Annotated in this window: 13 protein-coding genes; 4 read left to right on the forward strand and 9 right to left on the reverse strand. The window is 67.9% G+C overall.

Annotation, left to right across the window (positions count from 1 at the left end; genetic code table 11):
• Positions 1–43: 43 nt before the first annotated feature.
• From VSR71_RS23795 to VSR71_RS23810, 4 genes are all read right to left on the reverse strand, one after another.
• On the reverse strand, positions 44–823 hold the full coding sequence (locus VSR71_RS23795; RefSeq protein ID WP_342916256.1) for an enoyl-CoA hydratase/isomerase family protein: 780 nt from the start codon (positions 821–823) through the stop codon (positions 44–46).
• Positions 824–891: 68 nt separating this feature from the next.
• Positions 892–1,875 (reverse strand): tripartite tricarboxylate transporter substrate binding protein, encoded by a 984-nt coding sequence (locus VSR71_RS23800; protein WP_342916257.1) that lies wholly within the window; start codon positions 1,873–1,875, stop codon positions 892–894.
• A 36-nt stretch (positions 1,876–1,911) separates the two neighbouring features.
• Positions 1,912–3,624, reverse strand: coding sequence for a long-chain fatty acid--CoA ligase (locus tag VSR71_RS23805; protein ID WP_342916258.1), 1,713 nt, complete (start codon positions 3,622–3,624; stop codon positions 1,912–1,914).
• Positions 3,625–3,662: 38 nt separating this feature from the next.
• Positions 3,663–4,676, reverse strand: a complete 1,014-nt coding sequence (locus VSR71_RS23810; RefSeq protein WP_342916259.1) for a tripartite tricarboxylate transporter substrate binding protein — start codon at positions 4,674–4,676, stop codon at positions 3,663–3,665.
• A 279-nt stretch (positions 4,677–4,955) separates the two neighbouring features.
• Between VSR71_RS23810 and VSR71_RS23815 the strand changes: the two genes are divergently transcribed.
• Positions 4,956–6,143: an AraC family transcriptional regulator gene (locus tag VSR71_RS23815; protein WP_342916260.1), complete on the forward strand. Its 1,188-nt coding sequence runs from the start codon at positions 4,956–4,958 to the stop codon at positions 6,141–6,143.
• Positions 6,144–6,149: 6 nt separating this feature from the next.
• On the opposite strand, the gene VSR71_RS23820 is transcribed toward VSR71_RS23815, so the two are convergent.
• The 3 genes from VSR71_RS23820 to VSR71_RS23830 all read right to left on the reverse strand — a co-directional run bounded on the left by VSR71_RS23820 (position 6,150) and on the right by VSR71_RS23830 (position 8,613).
• Positions 6,150–6,356 (reverse strand): DUF6494 family protein, encoded by a 207-nt coding sequence (locus tag VSR71_RS23820; RefSeq protein ID WP_342916261.1) that lies wholly within the window; start codon positions 6,354–6,356, stop codon positions 6,150–6,152.
• Between the two features lie 90 nt (positions 6,357–6,446).
• Positions 6,447–7,697 (reverse strand): CaiB/BaiF CoA-transferase family protein, encoded by a 1,251-nt coding sequence (locus VSR71_RS23825; protein WP_342916262.1) that lies wholly within the window; start codon positions 7,695–7,697, stop codon positions 6,447–6,449.
• Between the two features lies 1 nt (position 7,698).
• A complete protein-coding gene (locus tag VSR71_RS23830; protein ID WP_063241982.1) occupies positions 7,699–8,613 on the reverse strand; it encodes an SDR family NAD(P)-dependent oxidoreductase in 915 nt (304 codons plus the stop codon).
• Positions 8,614–8,907: 294 nt separating this feature from the next.
• Here VSR71_RS23830 and VSR71_RS23835 point away from each other — a divergent pair, with 294 nt between their 5' ends.
• A complete protein-coding gene (locus VSR71_RS23835; RefSeq protein WP_342916263.1) occupies positions 8,908–9,810 on the forward strand; it encodes a LysR substrate-binding domain-containing protein in 903 nt (300 codons plus the stop codon).
• Between the two features lie 22 nt (positions 9,811–9,832).
• On the opposite strand, the gene VSR71_RS23840 is transcribed toward VSR71_RS23835, so the two are convergent.
• Together VSR71_RS23840 and VSR71_RS23845 are read right to left on the reverse strand one after the other, a co-directional pair.
• A complete protein-coding gene (locus VSR71_RS23840) occupies positions 9,833–10,342 on the reverse strand; it encodes a DUF2628 domain-containing protein (RefSeq protein ID WP_342916264.1) in 510 nt (169 codons plus the stop codon).
• A gap of 154 nt (positions 10,343–10,496) precedes the next feature.
• The gene (locus tag VSR71_RS23845) at positions 10,497–10,964 is read right to left on the reverse strand and encodes an MgtC/SapB family protein (protein ID WP_342916265.1); all 468 of its coding nucleotides are present in this window, start codon (positions 10,962–10,964) and stop codon (positions 10,497–10,499) included.
• A gap of 499 nt (positions 10,965–11,463) precedes the next feature.
• Between VSR71_RS23845 and VSR71_RS23850 the strand changes: the two genes are divergently transcribed.
• Together VSR71_RS23850 and VSR71_RS23855 are read left to right on the forward strand one after the other, a co-directional pair.
• Positions 11,464–12,633 (forward strand): acyl-CoA dehydrogenase family protein, encoded by a 1,170-nt coding sequence (locus VSR71_RS23850; RefSeq protein WP_342916266.1) that lies wholly within the window; start codon positions 11,464–11,466, stop codon positions 12,631–12,633.
• Between the two features lie 10 nt (positions 12,634–12,643).
• Positions 12,644–13,843: a CaiB/BaiF CoA-transferase family protein gene (locus tag VSR71_RS23855; protein ID WP_342916267.1), complete on the forward strand. Its 1,200-nt coding sequence runs from the start codon at positions 12,644–12,646 to the stop codon at positions 13,841–13,843.
• The last annotated feature ends 46 nt before the right edge of the window (positions 13,844–13,889 follow it).

The raw sequence follows: 13,889 nt of genomic DNA on the forward strand, positions 1-13,889 counted from the left end.
AAACGGTGAGTCGCCATGCTGCATGGCAGCATGGCGACGGCGCTCAGTCAGGCCAGCGGTAGCGCAGCGGCTGCTTGGCCATAAAGCGGTCGGCGGCCTCGCGGCGGTAGCCGGTGGAAAAGGCAATGCCCTGTCCGTCCGCTTCCATCGCCAGCATGGTGTGCAGGTCCTGGTTGAGCGACGCGTTCAGCGCCTGCTTGGTCAGGCCCACCGCAACCGGCGAGGCCTCGGTGAAGGCGCGCGCCAGCGCCTGCGCGCGAACGGCCAGGCTTTCCTCCGGCACGATTTCCATGACGATGCCAAGGTCTTGCGCGGCCTCGGCATCGAGTTCGCGCATCGAGAACATCAGCGCCTTGGCACGTTGCAGGCCAATCATCCGCGGCAGGGTGTAGAAAACGCCACAGTCGGGGATCAGCCCCATGCGCAGGAACGGCAGCCCGAAGCGCGCCCGCGGCGTGGCCAGGATGATGTCGGCGGTCAGCGCCAGGCTGAAGCCGGCACCGTAGGCCGCCCCGTTGACCGCGGCAATGACCGGCACGTCGAGCTGGATCAGGTCTTCCAGCCAGCCGTGCGCCTGCTGCAGCCGGCGGCGGCCCTGCGGCGCGTCGATCTCTACCTGCATCGAGCTGATGTCGCCGCCCGAGCAGAAATCGGTGCCGGCGCCGGTCAGGATCATCGCGCGCACGCTCTCGTCGGCACGCACCTGGCGGATGGCTTCGCCGATTTCGCCGCGCATCGGGATCGACAGCGCGTTCTTGCGCTCGGGATAGTTCAGGGTCAGGGTGGCGATGCCGTCTTCGATGGCAAAGCGGATGGTTTCCATGGATGGGCTCCGGTATCGGTGGCGTGGCTGCGGTGGCGTGGCTGCGGTGCCGTGGCTGGCGATGGCGCTCAGTCGAGCTGGATGTTGGCGTCGCGCACGATCCGGGCCCACTTGGGCATGTCGTTGCTGACCACCTCGGCCAGTTCCTGCGGGGTCGAGCCGACCGGCTGCAGGCCCATGCCGGCCAGCTTCTGCGAGACCTCGGGCAGCTTCACGATACGCGCGGTCTCGGCCGCCAGCCTGGCGGTCACGTCCCTGGGCGCGCCGCCGGGAAGGAACAGCCCGAACCAGCCGTTGGGCTCGAAGCCCTTCAAGCCCAGCTCGCCGAAGGTCGGCACATTGGGCAGCGCCTTGTAGCGCTGGCTGCCGGTGATGCCGAGGATCCTGAACTTGTTGCTGCCCAGATAGGGATTGGCCGAAGTCACGTCGACGAAGGCCGAATCCACCTGCCCGCCGAGCACGTCGCTCATCAGCGGCGCGGCGCCCTTGTACGGGATATGGGCCAGGTCGATGCCGGCCTGCTGGCGCAGCAGCTCGCCATGCAGATGCGACGAGGTGCCGTTGCCGTAGGAGCCGTAGCTGAGCTTGCCGGCCTTGGCCAGCGCCAGGAACTCGCGCATGTTGCTGGCCGGCACGCGGTTGGGCACGACGAACAGGTCCGATGACTTGGCGATCAGCGACACGGGCGTGAAGTCTTTTGCCACGTCGTACGGCATGCGCTTGTACAGGCTGGGCGACTGGATCATCGCGGTGATCGCCAGCAGCAGCGTGTAGCCGTCGGCCGGCGCCTTGGCGACGGTGTCATTGCCGAGCATGCCGCTGGCACCGGGCTTGTTCTCCACCACCACCGGCTGGCCCAGGATCTCGGCCAGGCGCTGGCCGACCAGGCGGCCGACGGTATCGGTGCCGCCACCGGCCGGATACGGCACGATCAGGCGGATCGGCTTGCTCGGATACGGCTGCTGAGCGAAGGCCTGGCCGGTGGTGCCAAGGATGGCCGCGCCGGCCAGGGTGCCGGCCTGCGCCAGCCAGTTGCGTCTGCTTTGCTGCATGCTGTGTCTCTCTCTGTTCTGTGTTTCGCCGCGCGCTCAGGCGCGCGGGGCCTCGGCCTGCATCTCGCGCTCCTGCAGGGCGCGCCACTGGATCTTGCCGGTACCCGACTTGGGCAGCGCCTCGACGAACTCGACGATGCGCGGCACCTTGTAGGCCGCCAGCCGCTCACGGCACCAGGCCATGATGCGTTCGGGATCGGCCTCGACGGTGCCGCGCGCCTCTGGGCGCAGCGCGATCACGGCCTTGACGGTCTCGCCGCGGCGCTCGTCGCGCGCGGCGATCACGCAGGCCTCGTGGATGGCCGGATGGCCATACAGCAGGTTCTCCACCTCGGCCGGCCAGACCTTGAAGCCGGAGGCGTTGATCATGCGCTTGAGGCGGTCGCGCATGAAGAAGTAGCCCTCTTCGTCCATGAAGCCCAGGTCGCCGGTACGCAGGAAGCGCTTGCCGTCGAGCTCGACGAACGAGGCCTCGTTGGCTTCGGGGTTGCGCCAGTAGCCCTGCATCACCTGGCCGCCATGCGCGACGATCTCGCCGGTCTGGCCTTGCGGCAGCTCTGCCAGCGTCTGCGGATCGATCACGCGCGCATCGACGCCGAAGGTGGCGATGCCCAGGCATTCGCGCTTGGGCTTGTGGCGCGGGTTGGACAGCAGGAACGATGCGGTCTCGGTCATGCCGTAGGCTTCGACGTAAGGCAGGCCGAAGCGCTCCTGCAGCATGTTGGCGACCGCGTCGGGCATGGCGGCGCCGCCGCCGCCGAGGAAGGCCAGGCTCGACAGGTCGCGCTGCGCGATGCCGGGTTGCGAGAAAAAGTCCACCATCATCGCCGGCGGCGCGCCCCATACCGAGGCGCGGTAGCGCTCGATCAGGTCGGCGGCCAGCGCCCGGTCCCAGCGCGGCATCAGCACCACGGTGGCGCCGAGGTAGATCGGCGAATTCATGCAGTTCTGCATGCCCAGCAGGTGGAACATCGGCGCCACCGCCAGCACCACCGATTCGGGCGTGCTGCTGCGCCAGATCTGCGAGCCGACCGCGGCGGTCATCATCGTGCCGTGCGTATGCATGCAGCCCTTGGGATTGCCGGTGGTGCCCGAGGTGTAGGCCAGCATGCACAGCGTGTCGAAGCCGGCCTGGTGCGGCAGCGGGCGGTGCCCGGCCGCGCTGGCGGCATCCCACGCCACCGGCATCGCGCCGGATGGCGCCGCCTGCGGCGCCGGCGCGGGCTCGCGCAGCCATGCCGGCACCGGCAGGCCGCCGTCGTCGCGCAGCATGCCGGCGTAGTCGTGCACGATCACGTGGCGCAGGGCCGGGCCGTGCAGCGGCGACAGGCACTGGTACAGCTCGCTGCCGGCAAAGGCCGCGACCGCGCCGCTGTCGGAAACCACGTGCGCCAGCTCGGCCTCCAGCCACATCGGGTTGGCCGGCACCACCACGCCTTCGGCGCGCAGGATTGCGTAGTAGGCGATGATGAACTGCGGGCAGTTCTGGCTGAACAGCAGCACGCGGTCGCCGGGCTGGATGCCGCAGGCCTGCTGCAGGTAGCCGGCCATGCGCTCGATCTCGTCCTGCAGTTGCGCGTACGAGATCGCGGTGCCGAAGTACTGGATCGCGGCTTTGTCCGGATAGCGGCGCGCGGCGGCCTCGACGTTGTAATACAGGCTGGTGCGCGGCGTATGCAGCGTGGCGGGCAAGCCCGGCGGCCAGGCTTGGGAACGGAACGGCAGGTTGGTACTTGTAGCAGGCTTCATTTGCAGCACGTCAGCGGTTCAAATCAAAAAATGGGAAATCAGTCCAGCCGGATGTTGTTGACGCGGATCACCTTGCCCCAGCGGGCGTAGTCGGTCTGCACGGTCTGCGCAAAGGCGTCGGGCGTGCTGCCGGTCAGCACGATGCCCATTTCACCCATGCGCTTGCGCAGCTCGGGCTGGGCCAGCACGCGGTTGACCTCGGCGGCGTACTTGTCGACCACCGCGCGCGGCGTCGCCGCCGGCAGGAACAGGCCGAACCAGCCCTGGCCGTCCATGCCGGCCACGCCGGCTTCGCGGAAGGTCGGCACGTCCGGCAGCTGCGGCGAGCGCGCCGCGCCGGTCACGGCAAGCGCGCGCAGGCGGCCCGAGGCGTTGTGCGGCTTGGCGCCCATCACGGAAATGATGGCGGCCGGCACCTGGCCGCCGAGCAGGTCGTTCAGCTCAGGCGCCTCGCCCTTGTACGAGACGTGCACCATGTCGAGCTTGGCCGACTCCTTGAAGATTTCGCCGTACAGGTGGCCGCTCGAGCCGGTGCCATAGGAGCCGTAGGAAAACTGCTTCGGCTTGGCGCGGACCAGCTCGATGAATTCCTTGATGTTGTTGGCGGGCACGGCGCTGTGCACGGCAAAGACCAGGTTGGTGGTGCCAAGCTCCGACACCGGCACGAAATCCTTGACCGGGTCGAACGGCGGCTTGGCGTAGAGGCTGGGCGCCTGCACCAGCGTGGTAATCGTCAGCAGCGCGGTATGGCCGTCGGCCTCGGCGCGGGCCACCGCTTCGGAACCGATCATGCTGCTGGCGCCGGGGCGGTTCTCCACCACCACCGGGCGCTTCCAGGCCTTGCCCAGGCCATCCGCCACCGCGCGCCCCAGCACGTCGGTGGCGCCGCCGGCCGGATACGGCACCACCAGCCGCACAGTCTTGTTCGGGAAGGCTGCCTCGGCCCAGGCCGTGCCCGTGGTCAGCAATCCCGCGCTTGCCGCCGCCAGCAACCCTGCCCCGAAGCGCATCAATGCATTGCGAAGCTGCACATCACGACGATTTGCCTGCATCTGTTGGTCTCCTTTGGTTTTTTCCGGAGCGAGTGGGGCGCCTGGCCCCGGCTCACCCGGTCCTGGCCGCGCTGGCGGGCCGGTTCTCTTGTATTAGCCGGAGAGTGCGCGATGCTGCGGTGCGTGGACAATGACCAGACGGGCCAAAATGATTGGCCGAATCGTTCAGGCAAAAGGCAGGCTTTGGCAAATCCCGATTGTGCGGTGCGGCCGGCGCTTGCTAAGGTGGCGCAAAGACCGGAAATGTCCGCGCCGGCGCGCCACGTGACGAGGAGACCCATGCACACCGCTGTCCTGCCATCGCTGCGCCCGCCAGTACCGCGCAAGCTGCACATCGCCGGCGCCCGGACGCAGGGTCCGGCGCCCGGCAGTGCCACGCGCCTGCCCGGCGCGGCACAAGCCAGGGAAGCCATGGCAGCCTCGGCTGCCCAGGCCCCGGCACGCCACACGGTCGCGATCCAGCACGTGCACCGCATCCTTCAGGGTGCGCGCCGCCTCGGCCACGATGTCGACGCATTGCTGCGCCGCGCCGGCGTTTCGCCGGCGCTGCTGGCCTCGCCGAGCGCGCGCGTGACACAGGGTCAGTACGCGGCGCTGATCCGCACGCTGCGCCGCGTCATGCGCGACGAGCTGTGGGGGCTGCTGGACCGTCCGGTCCCGCCCGGCACGTTTGCTCAGGCGGCGCGCGCCATGATCCATTGCGCCACGCTGGAAGATGCGATCCACGCCGCAATGCGCCTGTACCGGCTGCATCTCGATGCCTTCACGCCGCGCCTGCATGTCAGCGCCGATGGCAGGATCGCCTCGATCCGGCTGCAACGGCGCGCACCGACCTCCGCATGCCGCAGCTTCGCGGAATCGACCTTTGTGTTCCAGGGCTATGCGCTGGTGAGCTGGCTGGTGGCGCAGCATATCCCGCTGCTGCGCGTCGACCTGGCCAACGAACGCCCGCAAGGCGGCAACGACACCGAACGCGTGTTCAAGACCGCCGTGCACTACGGCCAGCCGGTCACGGCGCTGCATTTCGATGCCGCCTGCCTGCGCCTGCCGGTGATGCAGGACGGCGACAGCCTGCCCGCCTTCCTGCAGGAAGCGCCGCGCAACCTGCTGATCCGCTACCGCGACAGCTGCTGCCTGGCCGAACGCATTCGCCAGCACCTGCGCTCGCACCTGAACGACGAACTGCCATCACTGGAGCAGATGGCGCAGATGCTGCGCCTGACGCCACAGACGCTGCGCCGCCGGCTGCGCGACGAGGGCCGCGGCTACCAGAGCATCAAGGACAACCTGCGCCGCGATGTCGCCATCGGCATGCTGGAGCACCCCGGCACGACGCTGCAGGAAGTGGCCCTGCGCCTGGGCTTCTCGGAGCCGAGCACCTTCCATCGCGCGTTCAAGAAGTGGACCGGCGTGGCCCCGGGCGAGTACCGGTTGCGGGGGCTGCGCGGCGAGCTGGAGCCGGCCTGAACCGCGCTATTCGAGCTGGATCTCGCCGTCGAATTTCGCCTTGAGCTTTGCCGCCGGCAGTTCCAGGGTCATCGTCACCGGAAAGCGTCCGGTGGCGGCGATGGTGCCGTCGGCAATGGCCTGGGCAATCGCCTGCTCGATCTCGCGCTGGGAACTGACGCCGACGACCTTGAGGAACTTGCGGATGCTGAGGTTGAAGGTTTCCTCATTCATGTGCTGTCTCCGGAAGCCGGGCGCGCGGCGCGCCCTGGAAACAGCCTAGGCGATGCGGGGACTTTGTGCAGGCGCCCCGGGACCTGTGCTTCAGATGACGCCCTGCTCCCGCAGCGCGGCAATGCGTGCGGCGGACAAACCCAGCACGCCTTCCAGCACACGCTCGGTATGCTGTCCCAGCCGCGGCGGCGGCGCATCGTACTGCACCGGCGTCGCCGACAGCCGCAACGGGCTCTTGACGGTCGGGCAAAGGCTGCCGTCGGCGCGCACCAGGTCGACCTGCAGCTCGCGGTGCCGCACCTGCGGGTCTTCCAGCACCTGCCCGTAGTCATTGATCGGCCCGCACGGGATGCCCTGCGCTTCCAGCGCCTGGACCCAGTGGGCGGTCTCGCGCGTGCGCATGTGCGCCTCCAGCATCGGCACCAGCGTCTCGCGGTGGACGATGCGGCCGGGACCGGTGGCAAAGCGCTCGTCAGCGGCCAGGTCGGCGCGTTCGATACCACGGCAGTAAGCCTGCCACTGCCCGTCGTTGCCCGCCGCCACGATCATGTAGCCGTCGGCGGTGGCGAACACATGGTAGGGCACCATGTTGGCGTGCGCGTTGCCAAAGCGCGGCATGGCCTTGCCGGTCACGCGCTGGGCGATGATCGGCGTGGCACCGACCGCCACCACCGCATCAAGCAGCGCCATGTCGATATGCTGGCCCTCGCCGGTGCGCTCGGCATGGCGCAGCGCGGCCAGCACCGCCACCGTGGCATACATGCCGGTCAGCATGTCGACCACCGCGACGCCGACCTTCTGCGGCCCGCCGCCGGGCAGGTCGTCGCGCTCGCCGGTGACGCTCATCAGGCCGCCGAGGCCCTGGAAAATGAAGTCGTAGCCGGGCTTGTGCGCGCTCGGCCCGGTCTGGCCGTAGCCCGTGATCGAGCAATAGACGATGGCCGGGTTGACCGCCTTCAGGCTTTCATAGTCCAGCCCGTAGCGCTTCAGGTCGCCGACCTTGTAGTTCTCCAGCACGATCTGCGACTTCGCGGCCAGTTCGCGCACGATCTGCTGCCCTTCCGGGCTGGCGATATCCAGCGTCACCGACTGCTTGCCGCGGTTGGCACCGGCAAAGTAGGTGGCGTCGCGCGACGGCTTGCCGTTCGCGTCGGGCAGCCAGGGCGGCCCCCACGAACGGGTGTCGTCGCCGGCGCCGGGGCGCTCCACCTTGATGACCTCGGCCCCCAGGTCGGCCAGGTTCTGCGCGCACCACGGTCCCGCCAGGATGCGCGACAGGTCGAGCACCCGCACGCCCTCGAGGGCGCCGCGGGTACCGGGCAGGGATTGCGCCCCCGCCATCTCAGATCGGGTCCCAGCCGATCACGTCGGGCGAGCGCTCCAGCTTGAAGAAGCTGTTGCGCATCGCCGGCATGGCGATCTCGGCCACGCTTTCCGGGGTCCAGCCTTCGCTCATGTGCACCGAGCGCACCGGGCGCGGCTGGCTCATCAGCATGATCTCGTTGGCGCGCACCGCAAAGATCTGGGCGTTGACTTCGGACGCGGCGTCGCTGGCCAGGTACACCGCCACCGGGGCGATCTTGCCGGCTTCCATCTTCTGCAGCTTGGCGACGCGCGCCTTTTCTTCCGGCGTTTCAGCGGGGATCGAGCTGGTCATGCGGCTCCACGCGAACGGCGCGATGCAGTTCGAGCGCACGTTGAAGCGCTGCATGTCCAACGCGATCGACTTCGACAGCGCGGCGATGCCCAGCTTGGCCGCCGAGTAATTGGCCTGGCCCAGGTTGCCGATCAGGCCCGAGGTCGAGGTCATGTGCACGTAGGCACCGCTCTCCTGGTCCTTGAAGTAATTGGCCGCGGCGCGGCTGACGAAGAAGGTGCCATGCAGGTGCACGTCGATCACCGAGCGCCACTCTTCCTCGTTCATCTTGAAGAACATGCGGTCGCGCAGGTTGCCCGCGTTGTTGACCACCGCGTCGATGCGGCCGAAATTGTCCAGCGCGCACTGCACGATGGCGTTGGCGCCGTTCCAGGTCGAGACGCTGTCCGTGTTGGCCACGGCCTCGCCGCCGGCGGCGCGGATTTCTTCCACCACGCGCTGCGCAGGGCCGGTGTCGCCGCCCTCGCCCGTCATCGACACGCCCAGGTCATTGACCACCACCTTGGCCCCGGCGGCGGCCATCGCCAGCGCGATGCCGCGTCCGATCCCGCCACCCGCGCCCGTCACCAGCGCAACCTTGCCTGCCATCAATCCGCTCATTGCCTTGCTCCTCTCGAATCCTCTGAAATCCTGTCGTCCGGTCACCGCTGCCATCGGCAGGGCGATCACGGTGCGTACGGCGAAACCGGGGTATGTGGCGCGATGATCGTCCGGAATCGCCGTTCACATGCCGGTCCGGTCCGAATTCCGGTGCGATTATCGGCACCCCGCCTGTCGGGCGGCGCCCGAGTGCTGTCATTCCGGATGTCATTGCCGCGTGGGATACGATAAATTGGCACCCGCGTCTTTGGAATTCACGAATCATAAAAGTGGCCTTTGGCCTGACGGAAGCCCATGCATTACGACCTGACCGATCTGCGCCTTTTCCTGAACGTCGGCGAGACGGAAAACCTGACCCGCGCCGCCGAGCGCAGCTTCCTGTCGCTGCCGGCGGCCAGCACCCGGATCAAGCAGCTGGAAGAGGCGTTCCAGACACAATTGCTGATCCGCCAGGTCAAAGGCGTGCGCCTTACCCCGGCGGGCGACGCACTGCTGCGCCACGCGCGCGAGGTCTTCCGCGAGCTGGAGTGCCTGCATTCCGACCTGCGACCCTATGCCAAGGGCGTCAAGGGCCGCGTGCGGCTGCTGGCCAATACCACCGCCACCAACTCCTTCCTGGCCACGGGCGTGTCGCGCTTCCTGACCGAGAACCCGGACGTGGACATCGAGCTGGAAGAGCACCTGTCGCAGGAAATCGTGTCGGCCATCAGCGCGGGCGCGGCCGACCTCGGCATCGTGGCCGGTGAAGTCGCGACCCAGGATCTGGACGTGATGCACCTGTGCAGCGACGAGCTGATCGTGATCGCGCCGGTGAACCACCCGCTCCCGGCGTTCAAGCGGCTGCATTTCGCCGACCTGCTCGACACCTGCCGCTTCGTCGGGCTCAACCAGTTCAGCGCGATCCAGTCGTTCCTGGACCGCATCGCCAGCGGCATGGGCAAGCGCATCAGCCTGCGCATCCAGGTCGGCAGCTTCGACGCGGTCTGCCGCATGGTCGAAGCCGGCGCCGGCATCGCCATCGTGCCCAACAGCTGCGCGCGGCGCTACGCCAGCCGCAAGGTGCTGCGCTTTATCCAGCTGGAAGACGAATGGGCCAAGCGCGAGCTGCGCCTGGTGCGGCGCCCCGGGCGCGAGCTGCCCCAGTTCGCCGAGACCCTGATCCAGTACCTGGTCGACGCGTCGCGCGAGCCGGTGTAACGGTCGGTGTAAGGGCCCCGCGCTAGCCGGCCAACAGCCCCGTGGAATGCGCCACCAGCCCGGCCAGCGGGCGCAGCGAGACCAACATCACCGCCAGCAGCAGCCCCATGGCGAATACGCCCGGCCAGCTGGTGCGGCCGCAGCGCGCCAGCGAATCGTGGACCAGCTCCGGCGACCAGTGGTACTCGCGCAGGCGCCGGATGGTGGAGTCGGCTTGCCAGCGGTACAGCTGGTTGCCATACATGCCCAGCAGCAGCGCCAGCGCATAAAGCAGCGGACGGGACAGCGCCAGCGGCATGTCGACGCGGAACAGCGCGTGCAGTACCGGCTCCGTGCAGACGATCAGGGCATAGACGCCCACTTGCCAGTACATGCGCCGGTAGGCCATCCAGAACGGGCCCAACAGGCACGCCGCCCAGTTCCACGACATGCCGCCGCGCGCCTCGGCCAGGGCCCAGCGGCCGCTGTAATACGCGTAGCGCGGGCCCACGAAAGCGGCCAGCGCCGCTTCGTCACGGATCGATGATTTCATGCCACCCTCCCTGCCTGCCACCTGCCCCGTCATCTCGGAGCAGTGTCCGCACAGCATAGGCCGGCGCGCGCCGGCACTGCGTGCGCTGGCGCGCATTGGAAGGAGACTGGCGCGAGCCGGGGGGATAAAGGCTCGCAAATTGTGACCCGCAGCGCTATTTCAGGCGCAGCAGGATCTGCAGGATGATCAGCGTGAAGACCGTGGCGATCACCGCCGTGGTGTCGCGCCCGAGACCGGCCGCCACGCCGATTGCCGCCACCATCCAGATGCTGGCTGCCGTGGTCAGGCCCTTGATGTCGGCTTCGCTGTTGTGTTTCAGGATCGCACCCGCGCCCAGGAAGCCGATCCCGGCGGTCAGCCCCTGCAGCACGCGGCTGATGTCCGCCAGCGGCACCCCCGCCTGCAGCGGCACCAGCACGAACAGCGCCGAACCCAGCGCCACCAGCATATGGGTGCGCAGCCCGGCGGCCTTGCCCGAGGCCTCCCGCTCATAGCCGATCAGCCCGCCCAGCACCACCGCCACGGTCAGCCGCACCAGGATGCGGGTGGCTTCGCCGGCGTCAGGCACATCGCTGAATTCGGCGCGGATCGCGCTGTAGACTTCCGACCAGACCCCGTCCATCGCTCGCCTCCACGTGCTTGGGTGCAGATCTGAGCGTAGCACGCGCCGCAAGCCGCTGGCGCTGGCCGTACACCGATGCGGCGGCGCCTTACCGGTCCATGCGGCGGCGTCCTACACGGCAAGCGGAACCTCCCCGACAGTCCCGCTGCGGACCCGACCCTATATTGGAATCACCGCGACTAGTTCAAAACAGGAGCTACACCATGCCCTACATCCTCGCCTGGCTACTTGGTGTCCCGGCCTTTGTCCTCATCCTGATCTGGCTGTTCGTACACTGACACCAACCCGCGGGGCCGCGCCCTGCCCTTGAACGCCCTTTGTACCCCTGAGACGCCCGGCACAGCCGGGCGTCCTGCGTTGCCCAACCCGCTGCGCAACCAGGTGCATAGGGCGCCGCAAGCGCTTCCGGCGGCCCTAAGCCGCTCTTTCGCAAATCCGAATTTCGGCTGGCGGAGGGGTCGGGAATAATGGCCCCATTCGATATAGACGGGGCCTCCCCATGCTTGCAGAACAGGATCCGGAACTGCTGTATCCCGAAATCCGCGAGGCCGTGCGCGACCTGTGCGCCGGCTTCGATTCGGCATACTGGCAGCGCGTGGAAGAGCAGGAAGCCTTTCCCGAGCGCTTCGTGCAGGCGCTGACCCAGGCCGGCTGGCTGTCGGCCCTGATTCCCGAGACCTATGGCGGCTCGGGCCTGTCGCTGACCGCGGCCTCGGTCATCATGGAAGAAATCAACCGCAGCGGCGGCAATTCCGGCGCCTGCCACGGCCAGATGTACGTGATGGGCTGCCTGCTGCGCCACGGCTCCGAGGAACAGAAGCAGCGCTGGCTGCCCGGCATCGCCTCGGGCGAGCTGCGCATGCAGTCGATGGCCGTCACCGAGCCCACCACCGGCACCGACACCACCAAGCTGAAGACCACCGCGGTGCGCCAGGGCGACAAGTACATCGTCAATGGCCAGAAGGTATGGATTTCGCGCGTGCAGCACTCCGACCTGATGCTGCTGCTGGCGCGCACCACGCCGCTGGACCAGGTCAAGCGCAAGTCCGAGGGGCTGTCGGTGTTCGTGGTCGACCTGCGCGATGCCATCGGCAAGGGCCTGACGGTCAAGCCGATCCGCAACATGGTCAACCACGAGACCAACGAGCTGTTCTTCGACAACCTCGAAGTGCCGGCCGCGAACCTGATCGGCGAGGAAGGCAAGGGCCTGAAATACATCCTCGACGGGCTCAACGCCGAGCGCATCCTGATCGCCGCCGAGTGCGTGGGCGACGGCTACTGGTTCGTCGAGCGCGCCAGCAACTATGCGCGCGACCGCATCGTGTTCGACCGCCCGATCGGCCAGAACCAGGCCGTGCAGTTCCCGATCGCGCGCTCGTTTATCAACGTCGAAGCCGCCAGCATGATGCGCTACAAGGCCGCGCGCCTGTTCGACGCCGGCAGGCCGTGCGGCAAGGAAGCCAATATCGCCAAGCTGCTGGCCGCCGATGCTTCCTGGGAAGCGGCCAACGTCTGCCTGCAGACGCACGGCGGCTTCGGCTTTGCCGCCGAATACGACATCGAGCGCAAGTTCCGCGAAACGCGCCTGTACCAGGTCGCGCCGATCTCCACCAACCTGATCCTGTCCTACGTGGCCGAGCACGTGCTCGAACTGCCGCGTTCGTTCTGAGGCTTTTTGCATGTCCCCAAATCACTCCAAGGGCATCCGCCCGCTCGACGGCATCCGCGTGGTTTCGCTGGAGCATGCGGTTGCGGCTCCCTTCGCCACTCGCCAGCTTGCCGACCTTGGTGCCCGCGTCATCAAGATCGAGCGTCCCGGCGTGGGCGACTTCGCGCGCGGCTATGACCAGTCCGTGCACGGCCAGGCCTCGTACTTTGTGTGGCTCAACCGGGGCAAGGAAAGCCTGACCCTGGATCTGAAGGATCAAGAGGCGCAGGCCATCCTGCACCGGCTGCTGGCTGATGCCGATGTGCTGGTGCAGAACCTCGCCCCCGGCGCCGCCGCGCGCATGGGCCTGGACTTCGACAGCCTGCACGGCAAGTACGACAAGCTCATCGTCTGCGACATCTCGGGCTATGGCGACTCCGGTCCCTATCGCGACAAGAAGGCCTACGACCTGCTGATCCAGGCCGCCGCCGGCCTGGTGGGCCTTACCGGCGGCCCGAACGAGCCGTCGCGCGCCGGCGTTTCGATCGCCGATATCTCGGCCGGCATGTACGCCTACAGCGGCATCCTTTCGGCGCTGCTGCAGCGTGGCCGCACCGGCAAGGGCCTGCGCGTGCAGGTGACCATGCTCGAGGCGATGGCCGAGTGGATGAACCAGGTTCTCTACTTTGGCCACTACGGCGGCAAGCCGCCGGCGCGCTTCGGTGCTTCACATCCGACCATCGCCCCGTATGGCGTGCATCGCACCGGCAATGGCAGCGTGATCTTCAGCGTGCAGAACGAACGCGAGTTCGCCAATTTCTGCGAGATCGTGCTCGGCAACCGGGAACTGGCGCAGGACGAACGCTTCTCCAGCAATACGGCCCGCGTGCGCAATCGCCCCGAACTCACCGCCATCATCGAAGCGCGCTTCGCGTCGATGACGGTGGCGCAGGCCGAGGCCCTGCTGGACGAGGCGCAGATCGCCAATGCCCCGATGAACGACATCGAGGGCGTATGGAACCATCCGCAGCTGCAGGCACGCCAGCGCTGGCGCGAAGTGGCCACCCCGGGCGGGCCGATCGGCGCGCTGCTGCCGCCCGCCAACCTGTCGGGCGTGGAGCCTGTCATGGGCGACGTACCGGCACTGGGCGCGCACAGCCGGCAGATCCTGGCCGAGCTCGGCTATGCCGACGGCGACATCGCCGCGCTGGCCGACAAGCAGACCATCTGAACACACGACGCCCGGCCATCTCGCACAGAGCGCCGGGCTTTTTTCC

The sequence above is a fragment of the Cupriavidus oxalaticus genome (assembly GCF_038900635.1).
Lineage (GTDB): Bacteria > Pseudomonadota > Gammaproteobacteria > Burkholderiales > Burkholderiaceae > Cupriavidus > Cupriavidus oxalaticus_B.

Excerpts from the sequence above, each read along its gene's own strand:
- VSR71_RS23795 (WP_342916256.1), bottom strand. The coding sequence starts at position 823 with ATGGAAACCATCCGCTTTGCCATCGAAGACGGCATCGCCACCCTGACC.
- VSR71_RS23800 (WP_342916257.1), bottom strand. The coding sequence starts at position 1,875 with ATGCAGCAAAGCAGACGCAACTGGCTGGCGCAGGCCGGCACCCTGGCC.
- VSR71_RS23805 (WP_342916258.1), bottom strand. The coding sequence starts at position 3,624 with ATGAAGCCTGCTACAAGTACCAACCTGCCGTTCCGTTCCCAAGCCTGG.
- VSR71_RS23810 (WP_342916259.1), bottom strand. The coding sequence starts at position 4,676 with ATGCAGGCAAATCGTCGTGATGTGCAGCTTCGCAATGCATTGATGCGC.
- VSR71_RS23815 (WP_342916260.1), top strand. The coding sequence starts at position 4,956 with ATGCACACCGCTGTCCTGCCATCGCTGCGCCCGCCAGTACCGCGCAAG.
- VSR71_RS23820 (WP_342916261.1), bottom strand. The coding sequence starts at position 6,356 with ATGAATGAGGAAACCTTCAACCTCAGCATCCGCAAGTTCCTCAAGGTC.
- VSR71_RS23825 (WP_342916262.1), bottom strand. The coding sequence starts at position 7,697 with ATGGCGGGGGCGCAATCCCTGCCCGGTACCCGCGGCGCCCTCGAGGGC.
- VSR71_RS23830 (WP_063241982.1), bottom strand. The coding sequence starts at position 8,613 with ATGAGCGGATTGATGGCAGGCAAGGTTGCGCTGGTGACGGGCGCGGGT.
- VSR71_RS23835 (WP_342916263.1), top strand. The coding sequence starts at position 8,908 with ATGCATTACGACCTGACCGATCTGCGCCTTTTCCTGAACGTCGGCGAG.
- VSR71_RS23840 (WP_342916264.1), bottom strand. The coding sequence starts at position 10,342 with ATGAAATCATCGATCCGTGACGAAGCGGCGCTGGCCGCTTTCGTGGGC.
- VSR71_RS23845 (WP_342916265.1), bottom strand. The coding sequence starts at position 10,964 with ATGGACGGGGTCTGGTCGGAAGTCTACAGCGCGATCCGCGCCGAATTC.
- VSR71_RS23850 (WP_342916266.1), top strand. The coding sequence starts at position 11,464 with ATGCTTGCAGAACAGGATCCGGAACTGCTGTATCCCGAAATCCGCGAG.
- VSR71_RS23855 (WP_342916267.1), top strand. The coding sequence starts at position 12,644 with ATGTCCCCAAATCACTCCAAGGGCATCCGCCCGCTCGACGGCATCCGC.